This window comes from Streptomyces sp. NBC_01190 (assembly GCF_045039895.1).
In the GTDB taxonomy this organism is placed as follows: domain Bacteria; phylum Actinomycetota; class Actinomycetes; order Streptomycetales; family Streptomycetaceae; genus Actinacidiphila.
The window spans coordinates 6,248,780-6,272,308 of sequence record NZ_CP108580.1 but is presented as its reverse complement, the minus strand read 5'-3'; the positions used below and the strand labels follow the sequence as shown (position 1 = coordinate 6,272,308).

Annotated in this window: 20 protein-coding genes; 5 read left to right on the top strand and 15 right to left on the bottom strand. The window is 72.5% G+C overall.

All coding sequences use genetic code 11. The annotated features are described in order from the left end of the window. Positions 1–129: 129 nt before the first annotated feature. The 3 genes from dapF to miaA form a co-directional block, all read right to left on the bottom strand. The gene (dapF, locus tag OG519_RS26425; RefSeq protein WP_405588730.1) at positions 130–1,035 is read right to left on the bottom strand and encodes a diaminopimelate epimerase; all 906 of its coding nucleotides are present in this window, start codon (positions 1,033–1,035) and stop codon (positions 130–132) included. A gap of 102 nt (positions 1,036–1,137) precedes the next feature. Continuing rightward, on the bottom strand, positions 1,138–1,602 hold the full coding sequence (locus tag OG519_RS26420; protein ID WP_405593015.1) for a hypothetical protein: 465 nt from the start codon (positions 1,600–1,602) through the stop codon (positions 1,138–1,140). Between the two features lie 280 nt (positions 1,603–1,882). Beyond that, positions 1,883–2,797 carry a tRNA (adenosine(37)-N6)-dimethylallyltransferase MiaA gene (miaA, locus tag OG519_RS26415; RefSeq protein WP_405588727.1) on the bottom strand — a complete coding sequence of 305 codons (915 nt, stop codon included), beginning with the start codon at positions 2,795–2,797 and terminating at the stop codon, positions 1,883–1,885. A 244-nt stretch (positions 2,798–3,041) separates the two neighbouring features. Between miaA and OG519_RS26410 the strand changes: the two genes are divergently transcribed. Further along, positions 3,042–3,227, top strand: coding sequence for a hypothetical protein (locus tag OG519_RS26410; protein WP_405588724.1), 186 nt, complete (start codon positions 3,042–3,044; stop codon positions 3,225–3,227). Positions 3,228–3,357: 130 nt separating this feature from the next. Here the strand turns inward: OG519_RS26410 and OG519_RS26405 are convergent, their stop codons facing one another. Both OG519_RS26405 and miaB read right to left on the bottom strand, forming a co-directional pair. Then, positions 3,358–4,128: a hypothetical protein gene (locus tag OG519_RS26405; protein ID WP_405588722.1), complete on the bottom strand. Its 771-nt coding sequence runs from the start codon at positions 4,126–4,128 to the stop codon at positions 3,358–3,360. A 36-nt stretch (positions 4,129–4,164) separates the two neighbouring features. Next, the gene (gene miaB / locus OG519_RS26400; protein ID WP_405588719.1) at positions 4,165–5,679 is read right to left on the bottom strand and encodes a tRNA (N6-isopentenyl adenosine(37)-C2)-methylthiotransferase MiaB; all 1,515 of its coding nucleotides are present in this window, start codon (positions 5,677–5,679) and stop codon (positions 4,165–4,167) included. A 103-nt stretch (positions 5,680–5,782) separates the two neighbouring features. On the opposite strand from miaB, the gene OG519_RS26395 reads away from it, so the two are divergent. Further along, complete coding sequence (locus OG519_RS26395; RefSeq protein WP_405588716.1) at positions 5,783–6,808, top strand: TAXI family TRAP transporter solute-binding subunit; 1,026 nt, start codon at positions 5,783–5,785, stop codon at positions 6,806–6,808. A gap of 70 nt (positions 6,809–6,878) precedes the next feature. Here OG519_RS26395 and OG519_RS26390 read toward each other — a convergent pair whose 3' ends face one another. Together OG519_RS26390 and OG519_RS26385 are read right to left on the bottom strand one after the other, a co-directional pair. After that, on the bottom strand, positions 6,879–8,309 hold the full coding sequence (locus OG519_RS26390; protein ID WP_405588714.1) for a sensor histidine kinase: 1,431 nt from the start codon (positions 8,307–8,309) through the stop codon (positions 6,879–6,881). Between the two features lie 31 nt (positions 8,310–8,340). Further along, positions 8,341–9,087 (bottom strand): response regulator transcription factor, encoded by a 747-nt coding sequence (locus OG519_RS26385; protein WP_405588712.1) that lies wholly within the window; start codon positions 9,085–9,087, stop codon positions 8,341–8,343. A gap of 268 nt (positions 9,088–9,355) precedes the next feature. On the opposite strand from OG519_RS26385, the gene OG519_RS26380 reads away from it, so the two are divergent. After that, positions 9,356–11,149, top strand: a complete 1,794-nt coding sequence (locus OG519_RS26380) for an FAD-dependent monooxygenase (protein ID WP_405588710.1) — start codon at positions 9,356–9,358, stop codon at positions 11,147–11,149. Between the two features lie 79 nt (positions 11,150–11,228). On the opposite strand, the gene recX is transcribed toward OG519_RS26380, so the two are convergent. The 4 genes from recX to OG519_RS26360 form a co-directional block, all read right to left on the bottom strand. Continuing rightward, a complete protein-coding gene (gene recX / locus OG519_RS26375) occupies positions 11,229–11,804 on the bottom strand; it encodes a recombination regulator RecX (RefSeq protein ID WP_405588707.1) in 576 nt (191 codons plus the stop codon). A gap of 4 nt (positions 11,805–11,808) precedes the next feature. After that, positions 11,809–12,927: a recombinase RecA gene (gene recA, locus OG519_RS26370; RefSeq protein ID WP_405588704.1), complete on the bottom strand. Its 1,119-nt coding sequence runs from the start codon at positions 12,925–12,927 to the stop codon at positions 11,809–11,811. 223 nt (positions 12,928–13,150) lie between these two features. After that, positions 13,151–14,269 carry an AI-2E family transporter gene (locus OG519_RS26365; RefSeq protein WP_405588701.1) on the bottom strand — a complete coding sequence of 373 codons (1,119 nt, stop codon included), beginning with the start codon at positions 14,267–14,269 and terminating at the stop codon, positions 13,151–13,153. A 132-nt stretch (positions 14,270–14,401) separates the two neighbouring features. Next, positions 14,402–14,596, bottom strand: a complete 195-nt coding sequence (locus OG519_RS26360) for a DUF3046 domain-containing protein (RefSeq protein WP_405588698.1) — start codon at positions 14,594–14,596, stop codon at positions 14,402–14,404. Positions 14,597–14,778: 182 nt separating this feature from the next. Here OG519_RS26360 and OG519_RS26355 point away from each other — a divergent pair, with 182 nt between their 5' ends. After that, positions 14,779–19,422 (top strand): ATP-dependent helicase, encoded by a 4,644-nt coding sequence (locus tag OG519_RS26355; protein ID WP_405588696.1) that lies wholly within the window; start codon positions 14,779–14,781, stop codon positions 19,420–19,422. A gap of 350 nt (positions 19,423–19,772) precedes the next feature. Beyond that, positions 19,773–20,576, top strand: coding sequence for an Fpg/Nei family DNA glycosylase (locus tag OG519_RS26350; protein ID WP_405588693.1), 804 nt, complete (start codon positions 19,773–19,775; stop codon positions 20,574–20,576). Between the two features lie 326 nt (positions 20,577–20,902). Here the strand turns inward: OG519_RS26350 and OG519_RS26345 are convergent, their stop codons facing one another. The 4 genes from OG519_RS26345 to pgsA all read right to left on the bottom strand — a co-directional run bounded on the left by OG519_RS26345 (position 20,903) and on the right by pgsA (position 23,401). After that, positions 20,903–21,373, bottom strand: coding sequence for a Dps family protein (locus OG519_RS26345; RefSeq protein ID WP_405588690.1), 471 nt, complete (start codon positions 21,371–21,373; stop codon positions 20,903–20,905). A 230-nt stretch (positions 21,374–21,603) separates the two neighbouring features. Next, positions 21,604–22,005: a helix-turn-helix domain-containing protein gene (locus OG519_RS26340; RefSeq protein ID WP_405588687.1), complete on the bottom strand. Its 402-nt coding sequence runs from the start codon at positions 22,003–22,005 to the stop codon at positions 21,604–21,606. A 164-nt stretch (positions 22,006–22,169) separates the two neighbouring features. Further along, positions 22,170–22,691, bottom strand: a complete 522-nt coding sequence (locus OG519_RS26335; RefSeq protein WP_405593013.1) for a CinA family protein — start codon at positions 22,689–22,691, stop codon at positions 22,170–22,172. 113 nt (positions 22,692–22,804) lie between these two features. Further along, positions 22,805–23,401: a CDP-diacylglycerol--glycerol-3-phosphate 3-phosphatidyltransferase gene (pgsA, locus tag OG519_RS26330; RefSeq protein ID WP_405593011.1), complete on the bottom strand. Its 597-nt coding sequence runs from the start codon at positions 23,399–23,401 to the stop codon at positions 22,805–22,807. Positions 23,402–23,529 lie beyond the last annotated feature (128 nt).

Genomic DNA, 23,529 nt, shown 5'->3' with positions numbered 1-23,529 from the left:
GCTACCGAGCCCACCACGTGCGGCAGTCACGCTCTCGCCGAGAGTGATCCCCGTCACCCGTTCGAGCGAAGGTGTACGGGGTTCTCACCCCTATACGTCCTGTTACGCGCCCACCGGCCGCCGGCCGCCTCATCCGGCCAGCCACGCCGGGTCGATGACGCCTTCGGCGACGATCACCGCCGGCCCGGTCATCTCGATCTCGCCGTCGGTGCCCTCGCTGATCACCAGTCGGCCGCCGGGCACGTCCACGGTGTACGTGACGGGCCGACCGGTCAGCGCCGGGTCCAGGCCGTCCCGGCGGGCAGCGGCCACCATCACCGCGCAGGCACCGGTTCCGCAGGAGCGGGTCTCACCGGAGCCGCGTTCGTGCACCCGCAGCGCGACGTGGCGCGGGCCCCGGTCCACCACGAACTCCACATTGGTGCCCGCCGGATAGGCCTCGGCCGGAGCGACGGCGGGCGCCCGCAGCAGATCTCCGGCGTCCTCGAGATCGTCGACGAAGGCGACGGCGTGCGGATTTCCCATGTTGACGTGCAGAGCCGGCCAGCCGTGCCCGTCCACACCGACGGACACCGCGCCGCCGGGGAGGGCGGCGCGGCCCATCCGCACCGTGACCTCGCCCGGAGCGCCGTCCTCGGTGTCCTTGGCGATGTGTATCCGGCGCACTCCGGCGCGGGTGGCGACGGCCAGGTCGCCGGCGTCGGCGAGGCCGGCCCGCTGAAGATATCGGGCGAAGACCCGGATCCCGTTGCCGCACATCTCGGCGATGCTGCCGTCACCGTTGCGATAGTCCATGAACCACTCGGCCTCGGCGGCGAGCGCGGCGGCCTCGGGGTGGGCGGCCGAGCGGACCACCCGCAGCATCCCGTCGCCGCCGATGCCGGCCCGTCGGTCGCACAGCCGGGCCACATCGGCCGCGGACAGGTCGAGCAGACCGTCCGGGTCGGGGACGATCACGAAGTCGTTCTCCGTGCCGTGGCCCTTGAGGAAGGCCAGGGGCGGGGAAGCGGCGGTGCCGGGGCGCGAGTCAGTCACATGTCCGATCGTACGCGGGGGGCGGCGATCGGCGCGGGACCGCCGTGGGCGCCCTGTGGACAACCCCGGCACGGACCACTCCCGGGAGGGTGGGCCTCCGGCTCAGCGGAGCCGGGCGACCCGCCAGACCGCGAGGACCGCGAGCAGCGCGATGGCGACGGCGTATCCGCCGACGAAACGCCAGTCGGGCCGGGCGCCCGATCCCTGGGCTGGCAGTCCGGGCCAGGTCTGGCCGAGCCGCCGGGCGGCCGTGAGCCCCCAGCCGGCGGCGCAGCAGCACAGCAGGAGGCCGAGCATGGCGACCACCGGGCCGGCGTCGCCGGATTCGAAGGCGAGGGGGAAGGCGAACATCAGTGAGCCGCCGACGGCCAGCGCGATGATCGGGGCGAGCTGCCAGAGCCGCAGTCGACGCTGGGGCCGCAGTTCGCCGAAGGACTGCCCTTCCTCGATGGGCGGCAGCGGGTCAGCGGATCCCAGGGGCTCAAGGGGCCCGAGAGCGTCAAGAGGCTCCAGCTCATCGAGAGGGTGCAGTGACCTGGGTGAAGCCAGAGTCTCCCCTGATTCCAGTGATTCCAGGGGTTCGCGTCGATCGAGAGGTTCCCCTGCTTCAAGGGAATCCAGTGATTCGCGGTGCGAACGAGAGTCAGGTGCCCTGCGTTCCTCGGGTGACGCATGGGGCATGCCTGAGTCCGCCGCTGTGTCGCGTCCCGGTGGGATGTCGCGTGGGCCGACCGCCATCGCCACGCGCCCTCCAGAATCTCCGACACCGTAGCTGCCTCGAAGCTCGATGATGGCACGGGCAGGGGGCCGCTCCTTGACGCCGGAGCGTCCCGATGCCATCACGTGATCAGGCTGTGACCGCTTCTTGGAGCAACATCAGCGCCTGGTCGGCGAGTTCCGGGCCTCGGGCGGTCAGCCAACTCACCCTCGGGTCGCGCCGGAACCACGAGTCCTGGCGGCGCGCGAAGCGTTTGGTGGCACGTACGGTCTCGGCGCGCGCCTCCTGCTCGGTGCGTTCGCCGACCAGCGCGCCGAGCACCTGCTGGTAGCCGAGCGCGCGCGAGGCGGTCCGCCCCTCGCGCAGGCCCACCGCCTCCAGGGCGCGGACTTCGGCGACCAGCCCGGCCTCCCACATGCGGTCGACCCGCAGGGTGATGCGCTCGTCCAGTTCGGGCCTGGGGACGTCCACCCCGATCTGCACGGTGTCGTAAACCGACTCGTGGCTCGGCAGGTTGGCGGTGAAGGGGCGCCCGGTGATCTCCACCACCTCAAGGGCGCGGACGATCCGGCGGCCGTTGCTCGGCAGGATGGCGCGGCCTGCCTCCGGGTCGACGGCGGCCAGTCGGGCGTGCAGCGCGCCAGGTCCGCGCAGGTCGAGTTCGGCCTCCAGCCGGGCCCGTACGGCGGGGTCGGTGCCGGGGAAGTCCAGGACGTCGATGGCGGCCCGTACGTAGAGGCCGGAGCCGCCGACCAGGACCGGGACGCGGCCGGCCGCGTGCAGCCGGTCGATCTCGGCGCGGGCCAGCCGCTGGTAGTCGGCGACGTTGGCCGCCTCGGTCACGTGCCAGATGTCCAGCAGGTGGTGTGGGACGCCCTGGCGTTCCTCGGGAGTGAGCTTGGCGGTGCCGATGTCCATGCCGCGGTAGAGCTGCATGGAATCGGCGTTGACCACCTCGCCTCCCAGCGCCTGGGCGAGGGCCACGCCCAGGTCGGACTTCCCGGCCGCGGTGGGTCCGACGACGGCGATCACACGGTTCTTCACGGGGTCAGTCTCGCAAAGTTCCGGGGCGCGCCTCGATCGAACGGTGGTTGCCGTCCGGATCGGACGACGGCCCCGGTCCGTGACGCGGCGGCGGCTCCGGCCCGGCAGGGCGGAATACGGGCAGCGCGCGTATGGTCGACGGAGGAGAGGGCGTCTTGTGATGGTTTGAGCGCCCGTCGGCCTTGCGGACCCAAGGGCGCGAGCCGCCCGTCCGTGGCCGCCGTCTTCAAGGGAAGGTGCCCTGATGAGCTTCATGAACACGCTCAAGGACAAGCTCGGCATGTCGAAGGACAAGGCGGACGGACTGGCGAGCGAGCACGGGGACCGGATGGAGTCCGGCGCCGAGAAGGCGAGGGACAGGATCGACGACCACCGCGGCGAGGACGGCCGGAACGACGACGGCCGGAATCAGGGCAACGATCCCGCCTGACCGGACCGGATCCGCCGCGTGCGGGCACCGAGCCACCTGAACCGGACGGCCGCGGATTTCCACCATCCGCGGCCTGTCCATCTGCCCATACGGGGGGCGACCGGGATTCGGGTCCTGCGGGCGACCGGGATCAGGTCCAGGTCGCGACGTAATAGGCCACCCCGTAGGGCGCCGTCTCGTGGAGCAGATCGCCGCCCAGTCCGGCTCCGTCGGCGGCGCCGGCCAGCACCTGCCAGGGCGCCCGGCCCGCCACCTTGAGGGCGCCGGCGAGTTCCGGGTCGAGGGCGGCCAGGGCGCGGGTGTCCGCGGCGGCGAGGGCGGCGGCCACGACCGTGTCGAAGGGCTCGGCGCGCTCGTCCAGATAACCGGGGGCCTTGACCGTACGACAGGCGCTGCCGTCCCCCATCACCAGTAGCGCGACCCGCGCCGCGGATCCGGCGACGGCCTGCCCGGTGGCGGCGCAGCGCTCCTGCTCCCACCGCTCCCCCACGCCGAGGCCCTCCACGGGGGCGGCGCTCCATCCGCGCAGCAGCCAGCCGGCGATCGCCAGGGACTGCGGCAGCGGGCGGTCGCCGTCCGCTGTCACCGCGTCCTCCGGGCCTGCCGCCGTCGGGGCAACGGCCTCAAGCCCGCCGGCGGACGTGTCGGGGGGCCTTCCGAGCGTCACGTCCAGCGGCACGCCGAAGGAGCGGAAGGATCCGGCCGAGCCCTGTGCGAAGACGCCGTGACCCGACCGCTCCACCGGGCCGACGACCACCAGTCGCTCCGGCCGGGAGGCGGCCAGCACGCCTATCGCGTCCGCGCAGGCCGCCCGCAGCGTGTCCAGTTCGGCCGAGGCACCCGTGGCGACCTCAGGGACCAAGAGCGGCGGACAGGGGCAGACAGCGGCGGCAACGAGCATGATCGGAACCCTACCGGGGGCCTACGACAGCGGGACCTACCCGCAGGCGCAGCCGTCCGCCGCCGCGTTTGAGGCCATCGCCGGCGCCGCGGCGGGCGCGCCGATGGTCGGAATGCCCAGCATCACACCGGCCGGCTGCGGCGCGGGGGCCGCGGTGCGGCGCTCCCAGGCGTCGCCGGCCCGGGTCCGGCGTACCGCGAGCGGCGTGCGCTGCGCGAGCAGGTGGTGCGGCGCCGCGTAGGTGACCTCGACCGTCACCAGGTCGCCCGGCCTGACCGTTTCCGCGGGCCGCTCGAAGTGCACGAGGCGGTTGTCGGGGGCCCGGCCGGAGAGCCGGCGGGTCGCGTCGTCCTTGCGTCCTTCGCCCTCCGCGACGAGCACCTCCAGGGTGCGGCCGACCTGTTTCTTGTTCTCCGCCCAGGAGATCTCCTCCTGGAGCGCGACCAGCCGCTCGTACCGCTCCTGCACGACGGCCTTGGGGATCTGCCCGTCCATCTCGGCGGCCGGCGTCCCAGGGCGCTTGCTGTACTGGAAGGTGAACGCCTGGGCGAAGCGGGCCTCCCGCACCACGTGCAGCGTCGCCTCGAAGTCGGCCTCGGTCTCACCGGGGAAGCCCACGATGATGTCGGTCGTGATGGCGGCGTCCGGCATCGCGGCGCGCACCTTCTCGATGATGCCGAGGTAGCGGTCCTGCCGGTAGGAGCGCCGCATGGCCTTCAGCACCTGGTCGGAGCCGGACTGGAGCGGCATGTGCAGTTGGTGCATCACGTTGGGCGTATCGGCCATCGCGGCGATCACGTCGTCGGTGAAGTCACGCGGGTGCGGCGAGGTGAAGCGGACGCGTTCGAGTCCCTCGATGCCGCCGGTGGCCCGCAGCAGCTTGCCGAACGCCTCGCGGTCGCCGATGTCCGAGCCGTAGGCGTTGACGTTCTGCCCGAGCAGGGTGACCTCGATGACACCCTCGGCGACCAGGGCCTCGACCTCGGCGAGCACGTCGCCGGGACGGCGGTCCTTCTCCTTGCCGCGCAGCGCGGGCACGATGCAGAAGGTGCAGGTGTTGTTGCAGCCGACCGAGATCGCGACCCAGGCGGCGTACGCGGACTCCCGGCGGGACGGCAGCGTCGAGGGGAAGGTCTCCAGCGACTCGACGATCTCGACCTGTGCCTCGTCCGCGATCCTGGCCCGCTCCAGCAGCACCGGCAGTTGGCCGATGTTGTGAGTGCCGAAGACCACGTCGACCCAGGGGGCCCGCTTGACGATGGTGTCGCGGTCCTTCTGCGCCAGGCAGCCGCCGACCGCGATCTGCATGCCGGGGCGCGCGGCCTTCTTGGGCACGAGCTGCCCGAGGTTGCCGTAGAGCCGGTTGTCGGCGTTCTCGCGCACCGCGCAGGTGTTGAAAACGACGACGTCCGCGCCGTCGGCGCCCTCGGGGGCGCGGACGTACCCCGCCTGCTCCAGCAGGCCGGAGAGCCGTTCGGAGTCGTGGACGTTCATCTGACATCCATAGGTGCGGATCTCGTAGCTGCGGTGAAGGGTGTCCTGCGCGGTCATGCCTCCAGGGTAGGCGCTTCCCGGGTGTCCCCCGAACGGAGTTGTCCGCGGCCGGCGGCTGACGCCTTCCGCGGAGCGATCCCGGCTGGCAGGATCGCGGTGCATGGACCTCCCGCGCCTCGGCGGACGACTGCGGACGACGCTGGGCGGCTGGTCGCCGGGGCGGCGGCGGGCCGTACAGGCGGTGCTGGCGGCGGCCTCCGCCCTGGCGCTGCTGCTCTGGTGGCTATTGCCGTCGAACGGCCCCTCGTATCCCAGGAGGCCGATCTCCTTCGCGACCGGGGTCGCCACCGGTGTGTACGAGACCTACGGGGTGATGCTCAAGAGCGATCTGCGGACCGCTCTCCCCGGGGTTCAGGTGAACCTGACGCACACCGAGGGCTCGGTGGACAACATCAAGCGTCTGGTGTCCGGCCGCGCCGACTTCACCATCGCCGCGGCGGACGCGGTGGCGAACTACCAGGGCCCCGGCAAGTCCGATCTGCGCGCCTGCGCGCGGCTCTACGACGACTACATGCAGCTTGTCGTACCGCGGGACTCGCCGGTTCGGTCGGCTGTCGGCCTGCGGGGTCTGCGGGTCGGCGTCGGGCAGGCGGGCTCCGGGGTGAACCTGATCACCCGTCGGCTGCTCATGGCGGCCGGTCTGAACATCGACCACGACATCAAGGCGTTCCCGGTCGGTATCGACACAGCGCCCGCGATGCTGCTCAGCGGGAAGCTGGACGCCTTCTTCTGGTCGGGGGGGCTGCCGACCGCCGCGGTGACCGCGCTGGCCGCCCCGGTCGACCGGATCAAGCTGGTGCAGCTCGGCGACCTTGTCGAGAAACTGCACACGATGGGGCCGGCGATGCAGTACTACCGGCAGGCGGTGATGCCCGCCGACGCGTATCCGCTGGCGCAGGACCATCAGCCGGTCGCCACCATCGCGGTGGCCAACCTGCTGGTCACCACCGCGCACGCCGACCCCGGTCTGGTGGAGCGGCTGACCCGGGCGGTGATCGACAGCAGGGACGAGATCGGCAAGCAGGTGCACGCGGCGCAGTTGGTGGATCTGCGGACCGCCGTCTTCACCGATCCGCTGCCGCTGCATGCGGGAGCCGAGCGCTACTACCGGTCGGTCAAGCCCTGATGTGCCGCCAGGAGGGCGGCACGCGTCCGTGCCGCCCGCGGCTGTGGGTCAGGCTGATCGCGGACCGGCGTCATCCCGCCGTCACTTCGGCGGCTCGCGGCACTGTCAAGGTGACCTCAAGTCCGTGCGGGTGGCGCCGTCCATAGGCGACCGTGCCGCCGCCCTGGTTGAGCAGCGCGTGCGCGATGGACAAACCGAGGCCGGAGCCGTGCACGTTCTGGTGGCGGGCGCTGCGCCAGAAGCGGTCGCCGATCCGGGCCAGTTCGTCGTCGTTCAGGCCGGGGCCGCCGTCGGCCACGGTGATGGCGGCCCGGTCGCCGTCCGCCCAGACCCGCACGCCCACCGCCTCGCCGCGCGGCGTGAACTTGAACGCGTTGTCGAGCACCGCGTCCAGCGCGCTGGAGAGCGCCACCGCGTCCGCCCAGCCCAGCACCGCCTCGCCGTCCGGGGACCCGGCGAACTCCATCGCCACGCTGGCCCGGTCGGCGACCGCCCGCCAGGCGGTGGTCCTGACACGGGTCAGCTCGAAGATGTCGGTCAGACCGGCATGGCGGCCGGAACTCTCGGCGACCGCGAGTCCGAGCAGGTCGTCGAGGACCTGGGCGAGCCGGTGGCCCTCCTCCTTCACCGACTCCGCCTCGGTGTTGCCGTCGGGCAGCGCCAGGCCGAGGAGTTCGATGCGCAGCAGCAGCGCGGAGAGCGGGTTGCGCAACTGGTGCGAGGCGTCGGCGACGAAGGCCCGCTGCTGTTCGAGCACCGCCTCCACGTTGTCGGCCATCTCGTTGAACGAACGGACCAGCCGGCGCAGTTCCGGCGGTCCGCCGGCCGCCTCGACCCGGGACTTCATCCGGCCGGTGGCGATCTCGTGGGTCACCCGGTCCAGCGTCGCGACCGGCAGCATCACCCAGCCGGTCAGCCGCACGGCGAGCAGGACCGCGATGGCCATCGCGGCGAACTCCCCCGCCGCCAGCAGCAGCCAGCCGTGCAGGATCCGCGAGCGCAGCGCTCCGGTCGGCGAATCGGTGACGACGACCGCCACCACATCCCCGTCCCGCACGATGGGCGAGGAGATGGCGAGGGTACGGGACTGCCAGGGCAGCACCTGCCGTGGATTGTGCGCGCGGCGGCCGAGCAGTGCCGAGTAGTACGAGTCGTAGAGTTCGCCCGCGCGCGGTATCCGCCACCCCGCTGGGGCGGCGGCCATGACGGTGCCGTCGCGATAGAAGACGCCGACGCTGATGCGGTAGAGCTGCTGGTAGCGGGCGAGTTCGGTGTGCAGGGCGTGCAGGCGCTCGTCATCGGCTGGGTCCAGGGCGTCGGTCCCCTCGTCCCGGGCGGTGACGAACTGGGCGAGAGCGGCGAACCGTGTCGTGTCATCGATTCGGTCGACCACGACACGCTGCTGCTGCGCGGCGGCCTGGCTGGCGGCCAGCGGGAAGCCGAGCGCCAGCAGCACACCTGCCATCAGCACGATCAGCAGCGAGAGCAGTCGGGAGCGCAAGCCGCGGTCCTCTTTCCCGGCCGCCCGGCCGTCAGCGAACCGGGACGACGAGCCGGTAGCCGACGCCGCGAACCGTCTCGATCATGGCCGGGGTACGGAGCTTGGCGCGCAGGGACGCCACATGCACCTCCAGGGTGCGGCCGGTGCCCTCCCACGCCGTACGCCACACCTCGCTGATGATCTGCTCCCGGCGGAAGACCACGCCGGGCCGCTGGGCGAGCAGCGCCAGCAGATCGAACTCCTTGCGGGTGAGCGCGATCGCCTCGCCGTCGACGGTGACCCGGCGGGTCGGCAGGTCGATGGCGATCGGCCCGAGCAGCAGGGCGTCTCCGGCCTCCCCGGCGCCGGGGCCCGGCGCGCCGGGCGGTGTGGCGGGGCCGGTTCCGGAACCGGCGTCGTACGGTCCGCGCAGCGGCGGGCGGCGGCTCACCGCGTGGATGCGGGCGAGGAGTTCGCCCGTGTCGTACGGCTTCACCACATAGTCGTCCGCGCCGAGGTTGAGGCCGTGGATACGGGACCGTACGTCAGCCCGGGCGGTGACCATGATCACCGGGATGGCGCACCGGCGGATGATCTTGCCGCACACCTCGAAGCCGTCCTGGTCGGGCAGGCCCAGGTCGAGCAACACGCAGTCGAAGCCGGGACCTTCGTCGGGCAGCAGCGCCTGGATGGCCTCCTCGCCGCTGCGGGCGTGCCGGACCTCGAAGCCGTGCTTGCCGAGTACGGCGGACAGGGCGGCGGCGACCCGGTCGTCGTCCTCCACGAGCAGCAGTCGCACGCGTCACCTCCGCCCGTCGATCGTGGGGACCGCCACGCGGTCCTCCCGACCGAATCCACGCGGATACGGCGGGGGTGCGTCAAGGGGGTACCGGCTCACCAGGGCGACCGTTACCGAGCCGGTACGCTTCGCGGGCGCCATCCGATGCGCGTCATGTGCGCCCGGCATGCCGACACCGCACCGCGCCGAGCGGTGACCCTCGCTTGACGTGGGCAGGCGCAATAGGTTGCATACGCTTTGTGACCGCACTTCTTCCGGGGGCTGCTGCGTGGACCCGGTGATCGTCGCGGGGGCGGGTCCTACGGGCCTCGCCCTCGCCCTCGCGCTGGCCCGCCGCGATGTCCCCGTCATCCTCCTCGACGAGGCGGAGGTACTGGGCGACGCCGACGGACTGCGGCGGGCACGCACCGCTGTGCTCGGCCCGGCGACGACGGCGCTGGTCGAACGGCTCGGCTTCGCGACCCTTCGGCAGGAGGCGACCACCCTGGCGTCCTGGCGCACCTTGCGCCGCCGCGCCGAAGTGCTGCGCGTCGATTTCGGAGCCGATACGGCGCAGGCCCCGGTCCATATCGCCCAGCACCGGCTGGAGCGCGGGCTGCGGGATGCCCTGCTGACCTGCGGGTCGGTACGGATCGTGGCCGGCTGCCGGGTGGACGCGGTCGAGCAGGACACACGCGGCGTCAGTGTGCACACCCGGGGCGCCCACGACACCTGGTGGCGGGGCAGCTTCCTGGTGGGCTGCGACGGCTCGCGCTCAACGGTCCGCAAGTTGCTGGGGGTCCGCTTCCCCGGCCGCACGGCGGTCGACCGGTACGCGGTGGTGGTGCTGCGGACCGAACTCCCCGAACCCGGCGTGTCCTTGCTGCACCGCGACCCGCCGGGCACCCCGGCCGGGCAGGAGATCACCGCCCGGCCGCTGCCCGACGGAATGTGGCGGCTGGACTGGCTGCTGCCCCCGCAGGGACGGCAGTTGACCTCCGACGCCCTGGTCGAGCGGCTGCGCGCCGCACTCACCGCCTGGGCCGGCCAGGTGGTGCCCTATGAGCTGATCGGGTCGGCGGAGTATCCGGTGCATCAGCGGCTGGCCAGGCGATGGCGGGTCGGGCGGGCGTTCCTCGCCGGGGACGCGGCCCACCTCATGGGCGCGCTCGGTGCGCAGAGCGTCGAGGAGGGGTTGCGCGACGCGGAGAACCTGGCCTGGAAGCTGGCGCTGGCCTGGCACGACGGTGCCTCCAAACTTCTGCTGAACAGCTATGAGGCGGAGCGGCGGGGCGCGGTCGGTGCCCGGCTGCGGGCCACCGATCAGGTACTGCCACTGCTGCGTGCGAGTGGTGCCTGGCAGAGCGTGCGGCAGACCCTGCTCTCCGGGTCGGCTCGCGGCCAGGCGGAGTTGCTGACCGACAGCCATCTCGGGCGGGGCGCCTCGGCCACGTCCGAGGTGTACGGCCGCTCTCCGCTGTCCCTGCCGGCGCCGCGGGTCGGCGCCGGCGGCAAGACGGCGAACCCGTCACCGGCCGCCGGGTGCGATACGCCCATCGGTGGCGTGATCAGCGATGTGCCGGTCACGGCGATGGACGGCACGGTCGGGCGGCTGCGGGACCGGCTCGGGCGGGGGCTTGTCGTGCTCCTGGTCGCCCCGGGCACCGGGGTGTGGGAGTCGCGGCACTGGCTGACCGCCGGGCTGATGCCGAGGCTGGCCTCCGCGGTCGCCGCGCTGCCCACCCGCGCCGAACTTCTGGTCACCGAGACCTACCCGGGTGCCACCGCGCACAGCGTCCTGCTCATCCGGCCCGACGGACGCCTGGTGACGGCCATGATCGGCTGCCGCCCCGCCGAGCTCTACTCCTACGCCGACCTGGCCCGCGGCGGCCCTCCGATGGCAGCCGGGGAAGCCCTTCAGGACGACGACTCGGACGGCCCGGACGGCCCGGACGCGGCTGACGACGGTGGGACCGGCTCCTCCAACCGCACCGGCCGCCGAGAACGCGGCGGCCAAGGCCACGGCGGCGGCCGCTCCGGCGGCGGCGCGGCAGGCCGCCGAGTCGGCGGCCCCGTCCGCTAGGGCGTGTTTTAGAACGGGCCGGCGATGGCCCGATGCCGCAGGGGGTGGCCGGGGACGGGCGTCGGCACCCGGCGGCGCGCTATTCGTTCTCCCACAGCCATGGCTCCTCCTCGCCCTCCTCGGTGGCGCTTTCCGCGGTGAGGGCCTCGCGTACCACTCTGAGGGCCATCCCCTCGGGGTAACCCTTGCGGGCCAGCATCCCGGCGAGGCGGCGGATGCGCTTGTCCCGCTCCAGGCCGCGGGTGCCGGGGAGCCGACGCCGGACCAGTTCGCGGGCGGTCTGCTCCTCTTGTCCGGAGTCGAGCAGCCCGACCGCCTCGTTCACCAACTCCGCTTCCACGCCGCGGTGTTGGAGCTCCCTGGCGAGGGCCCGGCGGGCGAGGCCGCGGCCTCGGTGCCGTGATTCCACCCAGGCGTTGGCGAAGGCCTGGTCATCGATGAGGCCGACATCCTGGAACCGCTCCAGGACGTGCTCGGCGACATCGTCGGGGATCTCCCGCTTCCGCATGGCGTCGGCGAGCTGCCTGCGGGTGCGCGGTGTCCCGGTGAGCAGGCGCAGACACAGGGCCCGCGCCTGCTCCTCGGGATCGAGCGGCGGCTCTCGCGAGGCCCTCGACTCGGAAGAGCCGCCGCGCTTGTGGGAACTGAACGCCATCGCGTCAGCTCTTGACGGCGGTGGCCTTGGTCACCTTCTTGGGTGCCGGGACCTCCACTTTGGCCGGCTCGGCCGGTGCGGCCGTGTCGGCGGCCGGCTGCGCGCCCGGCGCCTCGGCCTGCTTCTTCGGCACCCCCACGCCCAGCTTCTCCTTGATCCGCTTCTCGATCTCGTCGGCCAGATCGGGGTTGTCCCGGAGGAAGTTGCGGACGTTTTCCTTGCCCTGGCCGAGCTGGTCGCCCTCATAGGTGTACCAGGCACCGGACTTGCGGACGAATCCCTGCTCGACACCCATGTCGATCAGACCGCCCTCGCGGCTGATGCCATGGCCGTAGAGGATATCGAACTCGGCCTGCTTGAAGGGGGGCGCGACCTTGTTCTTGACCACCTTCACCCGGGTGCGGTTGCCGACCGCGTCGGTGCCGTCCTTGAGCGTCTCGATCCGGCGGATGTCGAGCCGGACGGAGGCGTAGAACTTCAGCGCGCGGCCACCGGTGGTGGTCTCCGGCGAGCCGAACATCACACCGATCTTCTCGCGGAGCTGGTTGATGAAGATGGCGGTGGTCTTCGTCTGGTTGAGCGCGCTGGTGATCTTGCGCAGCGCCTGGCTCATCAGCCGGGCCTGAAGACCCACGTGCGAGTCGCCCATCTCGCCCTCGATCTCGGCCCGTGGCACGAGGGCTGCCACGGAGTCGATCACGATCAGGTCGATCGCGCCGGAGCGGACCAGCATGTCGACGATCTCCAGCGCCTGCTCACCGGTGTCCGGCTGGGACAGGATGAGGTTGTCCGTGTCGACGCCGAGAGCCTTGGCGTAGTCGGGGTCGAGCGCGTGCTCGGCGTCAATGAACGCCACCGCGCCGCCGGCCTTCTGGGCATTGGCCACCGCGTGCAGGGTCAGGGTGGTCTTGCCCGAGGACTCCGGGCCGTAGACCTCCACCACCCGGCCGCGCGGCAGTCCGCCGACGCCGAGGGCCACGTCCAGGGCGGTCGACCCGGTGGGGATGACCTCGATGGGCTCGTTCGGCCGGTCGCCGAGACGCATGACGGCGCCCTTGCCGAACTGCCGTTCAATCTGTGCGAGCGCGGCGTCGAGCGCCTTCTCGCGGTCGTTTCCTGCCATGGGTTCCACCCGGGATGTCTGGTTCGATCGCTTCACGTCCACGACGCTAGCGTGTGCCACTGACAATGCGCCCGGACGTCGGTTCCGGGCTGTGGACAACTCTCGTGACTCGGGCGGAATCCCCGTGTCCCGACGGGAAAAGCCGTCTGTTTCCCCATAAGAATGCATGTTCGATTTTGATGTCAAGCCGCGCCGCCGGGCCCTCGCCGGAGAGTACGGAACCTCATCCGTCCTTCGGATCGTTCACCTCGTAACGCCGGACGTAGGTGCTGAAGAACCCCTGGAGTGTGGCGGTGGCGGGGATCGCGATGAGGGCGCCGACCACACCGAGCAGGGCGGTTCCGGCGATGACCGAGCCGAAGGCGACCGCCGCGTGGATGTCCACCGTCCGCGCGGTGATCCGCGGTTGCAGCAGGTAGTTCTCGAACTGCTGGTAGACCACGACGAAGACCAGCACCCACAACGCGTCCAACGGGCCTTCGGTGAAGGCGATGAGGACCGGCAGCGCGCCGGCCAGGTAGGTGCCGACCGTCGGGATGAACTGTGAGACCAGACCCACCCAGACCGCGAGCGCGGGCGCGTAGGGCACGCCGAGCAGTTGGAGCAGGACGTAGTGCGCGACACCCGAGATCACCGCCATCAGCGCGCGGGAGTAGAGGTAGCCCCCGGTCTTGGAGACCGCGATGTCCCACGCGCGCAGCATCTCGGCCTGCCGGGCCGGGGGCAGCATCGAGCACAGGGTCCGCCGCAGCCGGGGTCCGTCGGCGGAGAGATAGAAGGTGAAGAGCAGCACCGTGAAGAGCCGGAAGAGGGTGCCGACGACGGTGGTCGAGATGCCCACCACGCTGGTCGGGCCGTGGAGCAGATAGGTGCGCAGCCAGTCCGAGTGCAGCACTCTGTTCCGCAGGTCCCCGGTGTTGAGGTGGGTGTCGAACGTCCGGTTGATCCAGCGGATCACCTCGTCCAGGTAGTGCGGCAGGTTGTGGACGATCGTGCCGACCTGGTCGACGAGCAGGGAGCCCAGCGCCGCCAGGAAGCCGGCCGCGGCGAGCAGCACCCCGAGCATCACCAGTCCGGTGGCCAGTCCGCGGCGTATCCGGTGGGCGGTCAGCCAGTCCACCGCCGGTTCGATGGCCAGGGCGGCGAAGAACGAGATCAGAAGGGTGATGAACAGGCCGACCAGCCGGTCGAAGACCCAGTGGGCGAATTGGAAGCAGGCGAGGAGCGCCAGGGCCAGCACCAGCGCCCGGGGCAGCCAGCGCGGCATCCGGGAGCGCGATCCGCCCGGCTCACTCCGGGGCGCACGCGCCGCCGGGTCCGGGGTCTCGTCGCTGCCTGCCACACCGCAAGTCTGGGTGGTCTCCGATGGTTAGTCCTGATATCAACCCATTCGCACTAGCGCGAGCCGGGCGGGCGCGGGAGCAGGCGGCGGGGGTGCGGGACCAGGCGGCCGGGTTGCCGGGTTGCCGGAGCCTCAGCGATGGGAGGCGGGCACCTCCATCGCCGCGCACACCGCGCGCCAGACGTCCTTGGCCTCCCAGCCGTCCTCCAGCGCTTGGCGCACCGTACGGCCGCCCAGCTCGGACATCACATGATCACGCGCGAAGGTGTCGGCGTAGCTCTCGCCGAAATGCGCGTGCATCCGTTCCCAGAAAATCGTCAACCGCATGGGTTCCATTATCGCGCGGGCGGTACCGCCGCCACGAGGAAGGGGCCTGGGGAACGCGAGGAGGAGTCCGCTCCATCGGCATGACGCCGTGGCCATGACGTGACGTGGCCACGCCATAAGTTTTCCACAGGTCGCGGGCCGGGTCCGGCGCGATGTCGGTGCGGCGAGGGAGGATGGATGGCATGTCCAGAAACGACAGTCTCGCCGCCTTCTCCCCCGCCACCCGCGCGTGGTTCACGGGGGCGTTCCGCGAGCCGACCACGGCCCAGGCGGGCGCGTGGTCGGCCATCGCGGAGGGCTCCGACGTGCTCGTCGTCGCGCCGACCGGCTCGGGCAAGACGCTGGCCGCGTTCCTGGCCTCGCTGGACCGGCTGGCGGCCGTCCCACCGCCGGCCGAGGCCCGCCGCCGCTGCCGGGTGCTGTACGTCTCGCCGCTGAAGGCCCTCGCGGTGGACGTCGAGCGCAACCTGCGCAGCCCGCTCGCGGGCCTGCGGCAGGAATCCGTCCGGCTCGGCCTGCCCGAGCCGGAGGTGCGGGTGGGCATCCGTTCGGGGGACACCCCCGCCGCCGAGCGGCGCGCGCTGGTCACCCGGCCGCCGGACATCCTGATCACCACCCCGGAATCCCTCTTCCTGATGCTCACCTCCGCTGCCCGGGAGGCGCTCAGCGGGGTGGAGACGGTGATCCTGGACGAGGTGCACGCGGTGGCGGGCACCAAGCGCGGCGCCCATCTCGCGCTGTCCCTGGAGCGGCTGGATCAGCTATTGGAGCGGCCCGCCCGGCGGATCGGGCTGTCCGCGACCGTCCGCCCGGTGGACGAGATCGCCCGTTACCTCTCGCCGCAGCGGCGGGTGCGGATCGTGCAGCCGCCGTCGGAGAAGAAGTTCCACCTCTCGGTGGTGGTGCCGGTGGAGGACATGGGCGAGCTGGCCGGGTCCCCGGTGGCCGAGCACAGCGGAGCCGCGGCCGGTCCCGCCGAGCGGGCCTCGATCTGGCCGCATGTGGAGGAGCGGATCACCGACCTGGTGCAGGCGCACCGCTCCACCATCGTCTTCGCCAACTCCCGCCGCCTCGCCGAGCGGCTGTGCAACCGGCTCAACGAGATCGCCTACGAGCGGGCCGAGGGGCAGCCGCTGCCCGAGGCGCACTCCCCCGCCGAGATCATGGCCGAGTCGGGTGCGGCCAGAGGCGCGCCGCCGGTGCTGGCCAGAGCCCACCACGGGTCGGTCTCCAAGGAGCAGCGGGCCCTGGTCGAGGAGGATCTGAAGGCGGGACGGCTGCCGGCCGTGGTCGCCACGTCCAGTCTGGAGCTGGGCATCGACATGGGAGCTGTCGATCTCGTCGTGCAGGTCGAGTCACCGCCGTCGGTCGCCTCCGGTCTCCAGCGGGTCGGCCGGGCCGGCCACCAGGTCGGGGCGGTGTCCACCGGCGTGGTCTTCCCCAAGTACCGCGGGGACCTCGTGCAGTCCGCGGTGGTCACCGAGCGGATGCGCGAGGGCGCGATCGAGGCGCTGCGCGTGCCGGCGAACCCGCTCGACGTGCTGGCGCAGCAGATCGTCGCCATGACCGCCATGGAGAGCTGGGACGTGGACGAGCTGCTGGCCGTGGTGCGCCGGGCGGCGCCCTTCGCCTCACTGCCGCACTCGGCGTACGTGGCGGTGCTCGACATGCTGGCCGGCCGTTACCCCTCCGATGCCTTCGCCGAGCTGCGCCCGCGTCTGGTCTGGGACCGGGTGGCGAACACGTTGACGGCCAGGCCCGGCGCCCAGCGGCTCGCCGTGACGTCCGGGGGCACCATCCCGGACCGGGGCCTGTTCGGGGTGTTCCTCGCCGGGGCCGACCCGAAGAAGGGCGGCGGACGGGTCGGCGAGCTGGACGAGGAGATGGTCTACGAGTCGCGGATCGGCGATGTCTTCACCCTGGGCACCACCTCCTGGCGGATCGAGGACATCACCCGGGACCGGGTGCTGGTCTCGCCCGCGCCCGGGGTGCCGGGCCGGCTGCCCTTCTGGAAGGGCGACCAACTGGGCCGTCCGCTGGAGCTGGGGCGGGCGCTGGGGGCGTGGCTGCGGGAGATCGGGGCGCTGACCCCGGCGGCGGCCAGGGAACGTCTGTCGGCGGCGGGCCTGGACACCTGGGCGGCCGACAACGTGCTGTCCTATCTGGCGGAGCAGCGCGAGGCGTGCGGGCACGTGCCGGATGACCGGACCATCGTGGTCGAGCGGTTCAGGGACGAGCTGGGCGACTGGCGGGTGATCATCCACTCCCCGTTCGGCGCTCAGGTGCACGCCCCATGGGCGCTCGCGCTGGGTGCCCGGCTCCAGGAGCGGTACGGCCTGGACGCCCAGGCGATGCACGCCGACGACGGCATCGTGCTGCGGTTGCCGGACGCCGATCTGCTGGGCCTGGACCTGCTGGACGCCGATCCGGGTCGGCGGGGCAACGAGTTCGATTCGGGACAGTCGCCGGTGGGGGCCGGGGACGTCACCTTCGACAAGGGTGAGGTCGAGCAGTTGGTCACCGACCAGGTGGGTGGCTCCGCGCTCTTCGCCTCACGGTTCCGGGAGTGCGCCGCGCGGGCCCTGCTGCTGCCGCGCCGCACCCCCGGCCAGCGGACCCCGCTGTGGCAGCAGCGTCAGCGTGCCTCCCAATTGCTCCAGGTCGCCTCGGAGTTCGGGTCCTTTCCGATCGTGCTCGAGGCGATCCGCGAGTGCCTCCAGGACGTGTTCGACGTGCCGGGCCTGGTGGAGCTGATGGGTGACATCGAGTCGCGCCGGGTGCGTCTGGTGGAAGTCACCACGGCGGCGCCGTCGCCCTTCGCCCGTTCACTGCTCTTCGGGTATGTGGCGCAGTTCCTCTACGAGGGGGACTCGCCCCTCGCCGAACGCCGGGCGGCCGCGCTGTCACTGGACTCGCGGCTGCTGGCGGAGCTGTTGGGCCAGGCGGAGCTGCGTGAGCTGCTGGATCCCGATGTGCTGGCCGAGCTCGACCAGGAGTTGCAGTGGCTCACCGAGGACCGCCGGGTCAAGGACTCGGAAGGTGTCGCGGATCTGCTGCGGCTGCTCGGGCCGCTCACCACCGAGGAGTTGACGGCCCGGGGCGCGGACCCGGCCTGGGCGGTCGAGCTGGAGACGGCGCGGCGGGCGATCAGGGTGCGGATCGCGGGGGTCGAGCACTGGGCGGCGGTCGAGGACGCCGGGCGGCTGCGGGACGCGCTGGGCACGGCGCTGCCGGTGGGCGTACCGGTGGCGTTCACCGAGCCGGTGAAGGACCCGCTGGGCGATCTGGTGGCGCGATACGCCCGTACGCATGGGCCGTTCACCACCGCTGACGCCGCCGACAGGTTCGGTCTCGGGGCGGCCGTGGCGGACGGTGTGCTGCATCGGCTGGCGGCGGCCGGGCGGGTGGCCCAGGGCGAGTTCCGCCCGGGCGGTGCGGGCCAGGAGTGGTGTGACGCCGGGGTGCTGCGCCGGTTGCGGCGCCGTTCGCTGGCGGCGCTGCGGCAGGAGCTGGAGCCGGTGCCGCCCGCGACGCTCGGCATGTTCCTGCCCCAGTGGCAGCACGTGGGCACCCACAGCCTGCGCGGTATGGCCGGGCTGGCGCGCGCGGTGGAGCAGTTGCAGGGCGCGGCGGTCCCCGCCTCCGCCCTGGAGAAGCTGGTGCTGCCGTCCCGCGTCGCCGGGTACAGCCCGGCGATGCTGGACGAGCTGACCTCCTCCGGTGAGGTGCTGTGGGCCGGGGCGGGGGCGTTGCCGGGCAAGGACGGCTGGGTCTCGCTCTATCTGGCGGACAGCGCGCCGCTGCTGCTGCCCGCGGCGCAGCCGCTGGAACTCGGGCCGTTGCACCAGGCGGTGCTCGAAGCGCTGGACGGCGGGTACGGACTGTTCTTCCGGCAGATCGCCGACCGGGTGCGCGCGGCCGGCCACGAGGTGAACGACCCTCAGCTCGCCGACGCGGTCTGGGATCTGGCTTGGTCGGGCCGGCTCACCAACGACACCCTGGCGCCGCTGCGCGCGCTGCTCGGCTCGGGGCGTACCGCGGGGTCCACCGCGCATCGGGCGGCGCGGTCGGCGCCGCGCGGGCGGTACAGCTCCTTGACCGCCCGGGTCCCGCGCGGCACCGCGTCCCGGGGCGGGCCGCCCACCACCGCGGGACGCTGGTCGCTGGTGCCCGTCGCCGAGCCCGACCCCACGCTGCGGGCGCACGCGCTGACCCACACCCTGCTGGACCGGCACGGTGTGGTCACCCGCGGCGCGGTCGCCGCGGAAGGAGTGGCGGGCGGCTTCGCCGCGGCCTACCGGGTACTGGCGGCGTTCGAGGAGACCGGCCAGGCCCGGCGCGGCTATGTGGTGGAGGGGCTGGGTGCGGCCCAGTTCGCGATGGACGGCGCCGTGGACCGGCTGCGGGCGCTGAATACGGCACGGGAACGGGAGGAGGAGCAGCACGGCAAGTCCCGCACGGTGGTGCTGGCCGCCGCGGATCCGGCCAACCCGTACGGTGCGGCGCTGCCCTGGCCCGAGCAGCCCGCGGGCGTCACCCACAAGCCAGGCAGGAAGGCGGGCGCGCTGGTCGTCCTCACCGACGGGGAACTGGTCCTCTATGTGGAGCGGGGCGGCAAAACGCTGCTGTCCTGGCCGGTGGACGAGATACGGGTACAGGCCGCCGCGGACGCGCTGGCGCTGGCGGTCAGGGACGGAGCGCTGGGCCGGCTCACGGTGGAGCGGACCAACGGGGAGTCGTCCCTGACCTCCCCGCTGGGCCACGCACTGGAGGCGGCGGGCTTCCACGCCACTCCCCGCGGCCTCCGGCTCCGCGAGGGCCACTGACGGCGCCGGCCGCGGGGCCGACCCGGCAGACGGCAACCACCCGCGGGCCGACCCGGCGGGCGGCGTACAGCCCTCCCGGTTGAGCCGGTCGGTGGACGGCCGTCGCCCCTGGACTCCCGGGCACCCCGGTGGCCGGACGGGGAGCGCACACTGCGGCGCCGGTCGGCGGACGGCCGTCACCCCTAAATTCCCGGGCACCGCGGTGGCCGGACGGGGAGCGCACACTGCGGCCTTCCGTTCCCCAGCGCCGGACGGTGGGGACGCCGTCCGGCGGTCAGCCGGCCGGCCGTCGGGTCGGCCGCCCCGGCCGGCGGGCATCCGCTTGGTCGCCGGTCGGGGAGAATGGGGGGATGCCTGAAGGAGACACGATCTGGCTGACCGCGCGGCGGCTGGACGCCGCCTTGGCCGGGGAGCCGTTGGTGCGGGCGGACCTGCGGGTGCCGAAGCTGGCGACCGTTGAGCTGGGCGGTCGGCAGGTGCTGGGGGTCGTGTCGCGCGGCAAGCATCTGATGACGCGGCTGGCGGGCGGGCTGACCCTCCACTCGCATCTCCAGATGGACGGGTCATGGCACCTCTACGCCCCCGGGGAGCGCTGGCGCGGCGGGCCGACGCATCAGGTGCGGGCGGTGCTGGAGACGGCGGGGCGGGTCGCGGTCGGCTATCGGCTGCCGGTGCTCGAACTGCTGCCGACCGCCGAGGAGGACGAGGTGGTCGGGCATCTCGGGCCCGATCTGCTCGGCCCCGACTGGGATCCGGCGCGGGCGCTGGAGCGGATGGCGGGTGCTCCGGAGGTGCCGCTCGGGGAGGCACTGCTCGACCAGCGCAATCTCGCCGGGATCGGCAACGTCTATGTGTCGGAGCTGTGCTTTCTGCGCGGGGTGACGCCGTGGACGCCGTTCGGGGACGTCAAGGCGCCGGAGAAACTGGTGCTGCTGGCGAAGCGGCTGCTGGAGGCGAACAAGTCCCGGCCCGGCCATATCACCACCGGGGACACCCGGCGGGGCCGTACGCACTGGGTGTACGGGCGGGAGCGGCAGCCGTGTCTGCGCTGCGGCACCCCGGTCAGGATGGAAGAGCACGGTCCCGAGGGCCGGCGTCGGGTGGCGTACTGGTGTCCTCGCTGCCAGCCGGGGCCGGCGCCTGCCGGGGGCTGACCCTCGTCGCCGCCTTCGCGGAGCGGCGGCGGGAAGCGGGCGGGCCAGGAGCGGGCACCGCGTGCACGGGTATCAGGCCCAGAGTCCAGCCCGCCGTGACCGCGGCGCCTTCCCAGGGGCCGGGGGCCTCGGGCTGGAGGGCCAGCCGTATCGCCGCCCACCACCACAACAGTCCGGCCGCGACCGCCAGCACCCGCCGGGCCGTCCGCCGGCGCGGCCGAAGTGCACCCATGCCGTCTCCTTATCGGCCGCCGGTGCCCCGAAGGACACCGGCGGCCGTCCCGGCCCCGAGGTCAGGTCGTTCCGCGCCGTACCACCGCGTCGGGTCAGACGTTCTCCGCCTGGAACATCCAGTGCTGCTTCTCAAGAACGCGGGTGATGCCGATCAGGAGATCCTGGGTCACCGGGTCGGGGACATCGGTCGCCTCGATGCGTTCGCGCATCCGGGTGATGACCGCGCCCAGGGCCGCCACCATAATCTCGACGACCTCGGTGTCCTTGACCCAGCCGTCGGTCACCGTGTCGAGCCCGCTGGTCTTGGCAACCGTCCCGGCGCGCCCGTCGGGGGACATCCCGAGGGCGGCGGCCCGCTCGGCCACATCGTCGGACCCGGTCCTGGCGGTGGCGACCACCTCGTCCAACTGGAGGTGGATGGAGCGGAAACGCGCTCCGATGATGTTCCAGTGCACCTGCTTGCCCAGCAGTGACAGGTCCACCAGGTCGACCAGAGCGCCCTGCAAGGCCTCCGCGACGGTCTTCCTGGACTGCTCGGGCAGGGGGCTCTTCACGACAGTCATGCGCTGTTCTCCTCGCGGATCGACGCGTTCAGGTCCGGTTCATCCCCCGCTGACCCTCTTCGCCTACCCTGCCCTGACCCCGTACACATGGCAAAAGCGCGGCGGCCCGTCCGGATTTCCGGGACGGGCCGCCGCGCGAAGCGACAGAACTGACAGAACTGAAGGGACTGACTGAACTGCCAGAAGCCCTGAAGAACTGAGAGCCGGCAGCGGCAGCCTGGGGAGCCGGCCTAGGCGGCGACGACGTCGACGGCCTCGCTGGACTTCTTGGGCGCCTTGATGGTGATCCGCTCATCCGTGGCGGAGGCCACGGAGGTGACGGAAGTGACGGACGTGACCGCGCCCAGCAGGGGCCGCATCGGCGCGGCAGTGGTCTCGGAAGCCGCCGACTGCGAGAGCTCGGCGAGCGACAGATCGTCGCTGACCTCGCGCATCACCTCGGACATCGGCACGCTCAGGGCTTCGCAGATCGCCGAGAGCAGCTCGGAGGACGCCTCCTTCTGCCCCCGCTCGACCTCGGACAGATAGCCGAGCGAGACCCGGGCTGATGAGGAGACCTCACGCAGGGTGCGGCCCTGGCGCTGGCGCTGCCGACGCAGCACGTCACCAAGCAGGCGACGGAGCAGAATCATCGGTGGCTCCCTCCTCGGACCGCGAAACCGCATCTTCCTCGCCCCACCGTACCGCCTCGGGCACCGGCCGTGCGGGGAGCTAAGTCGTGTTCACTCAGGGCTGCAAACATCCCTTCCCCCCGTCTTCTTCCCCATCCTCGGCCTCCGGACTCGCGCCAGGAGCGTTATCCGGGAGTCTGGCTGAATCCCGGACCCGCAACCGTACTCCTCCTCAGCCGCGCCGCGAGCAGTTCCAGCACGGCGGTCACCGAGGCGGTGCGGATCGCGGTACGGTCGCCGGTCAGCCGCAACGCGGCGGTCTCCACCTCGGCGCCCGCCGAGCGGTCCGCGCCGGGCCCCGCGACGGGGCCCGCCACGGCGACGAAGACGGTGCCGACCGGCTGCCCGTCCTGCGGGTCGGGACCCGCTACTCCGGTGGTGGAGATGCCCCAGTCCGCGCCGAGCCGCTCCCGTACCCCCGCCGCCATCTGCCGGGCGACTTCGGCGTCCACGGCGCCGCGCGCGGCCAGCAGGCCCGCGTCCACACCGAGAAGCTCGTGCTTGAGCGCGGTCGCGTAAGCCGTCACGGAGCCGCGGAAGGTCCGGGAGGCGCCGGGCACTCCGGCGAGCTCCGCGGCCACCAGACCGCCCGTGAGGGATTCCGCGACCGCCAGGGTCCAGCCATGACCGTCCAGCAGCCGGAGCACGTCGGCCGCCGCCCGCCCCGCCGCACCGGCCTCCGCCTGCTCCGCCGGTTGACCGGCCGCCCCCGGCTCCGCCGCGGCCCCCGCCGCACCGGCCGCCCAAGCCTCGCCGCCGCTCACGACCGCCGTGCCCGCCGCGCCGCCAGTCCCGCGCGGCGCAGCACGATCGCCTGCCGTACGTAGTCGAGGCCGGTCACCACGGTGAGGATCACCGCGACCGCCATCAGCCAGGCCCGGATCGTGGCCAGCGGGCCGGTCAGCACGAGGATGTACATACCGACCGCCACGCCCTGCGCCAGCGTCTTGAGCTTGCCGCCCCGGCTCGCCGGGATGACCCCGTGCCGGATCACCCAGAACCGCATCAGCGTGATGCCCAGCTCCCTGACCAGGATCACCACCGTCACCCACCAGGGCAGATCGCCCAGCGCGGAGAGTCCGACGAGCGCGGCCCCCATGATCGCCTTGTCGGCGATCGGGTCGGCGATCTTGCCGAAGTCGGTGACCAGGCCGTAGCGCCGGGCCAGCTCACCGTCGAAGAGGTCGGTGATCATGGCCACGGCGAAGGCCGCCCAGGCGAACGCCCGCCACACCGGATCGTGCCCGTCGCCGTGCACCAGTACCAGGAGGAAGCCGGGGACCAGCACCAGTCTGACCATCGTCAGCAGATTGGCGACGTTCAGCAGTCCGGCCTGGGGTGCCTTCGGATCCCCCATGTGGTCGGAGCGGGTGGAACCGGGTGCCGGCCCGGACCCGGGCGGCGGCTCCGATCCCGGCGGCGGTCCGGAGACCCGGGCCACGATGATCGGGGCGGCGGCCTCCGCGGAGGCCGGGGCGAGCACCG

Excerpts from the sequence above, each read along its gene's own strand:
- OG519_RS26345 (WP_405588690.1), bottom strand. The coding sequence starts at position 21,373 with ATGACTGTCGTGAAGAGCCCCCTGCCCGAGCAGTCCAGGAAGACCGTC.
- OG519_RS26405 (WP_405588722.1), bottom strand. The coding sequence starts at position 4,128 with ATGCTCGTTGCCGCCGCTGTCTGCCCCTGTCCGCCGCTCTTGGTCCCT.
- recX (WP_405588707.1), bottom strand. The coding sequence starts at position 11,804 with ATGGCGTTCAGTTCCCACAAGCGCGGCGGCTCTTCCGAGTCGAGGGCC.
- pgsA (WP_405593011.1), bottom strand. The coding sequence starts at position 23,401 with ATGGGGGATCCGAAGGCACCCCAGGCCGGACTGCTGAACGTCGCCAAT.
- OG519_RS26355 (WP_405588696.1), top strand. The coding sequence starts at position 14,779 with ATGTCCAGAAACGACAGTCTCGCCGCCTTCTCCCCCGCCACCCGCGCG.
- OG519_RS26350 (WP_405588693.1), top strand. The coding sequence starts at position 19,773 with ATGCCTGAAGGAGACACGATCTGGCTGACCGCGCGGCGGCTGGACGCC.
- OG519_RS26360 (WP_405588698.1), bottom strand. The coding sequence starts at position 14,596 with ATGCGGTTGACGATTTTCTGGGAACGGATGCACGCGCATTTCGGCGAG.
- miaB (WP_405588719.1), bottom strand. The coding sequence starts at position 5,679 with ATGACCGCGCAGGACACCCTTCACCGCAGCTACGAGATCCGCACCTAT.
- OG519_RS26410 (WP_405588724.1), top strand. The coding sequence starts at position 3,042 with ATGAGCTTCATGAACACGCTCAAGGACAAGCTCGGCATGTCGAAGGAC.
- OG519_RS26395 (WP_405588716.1), top strand. The coding sequence starts at position 5,783 with ATGGACCTCCCGCGCCTCGGCGGACGACTGCGGACGACGCTGGGCGGC.
- OG519_RS26340 (WP_405588687.1), bottom strand. The coding sequence starts at position 22,005 with ATGATTCTGCTCCGTCGCCTGCTTGGTGACGTGCTGCGTCGGCAGCGC.
- recA (WP_405588704.1), bottom strand. The coding sequence starts at position 12,927 with ATGGCAGGAAACGACCGCGAGAAGGCGCTCGACGCCGCGCTCGCACAG.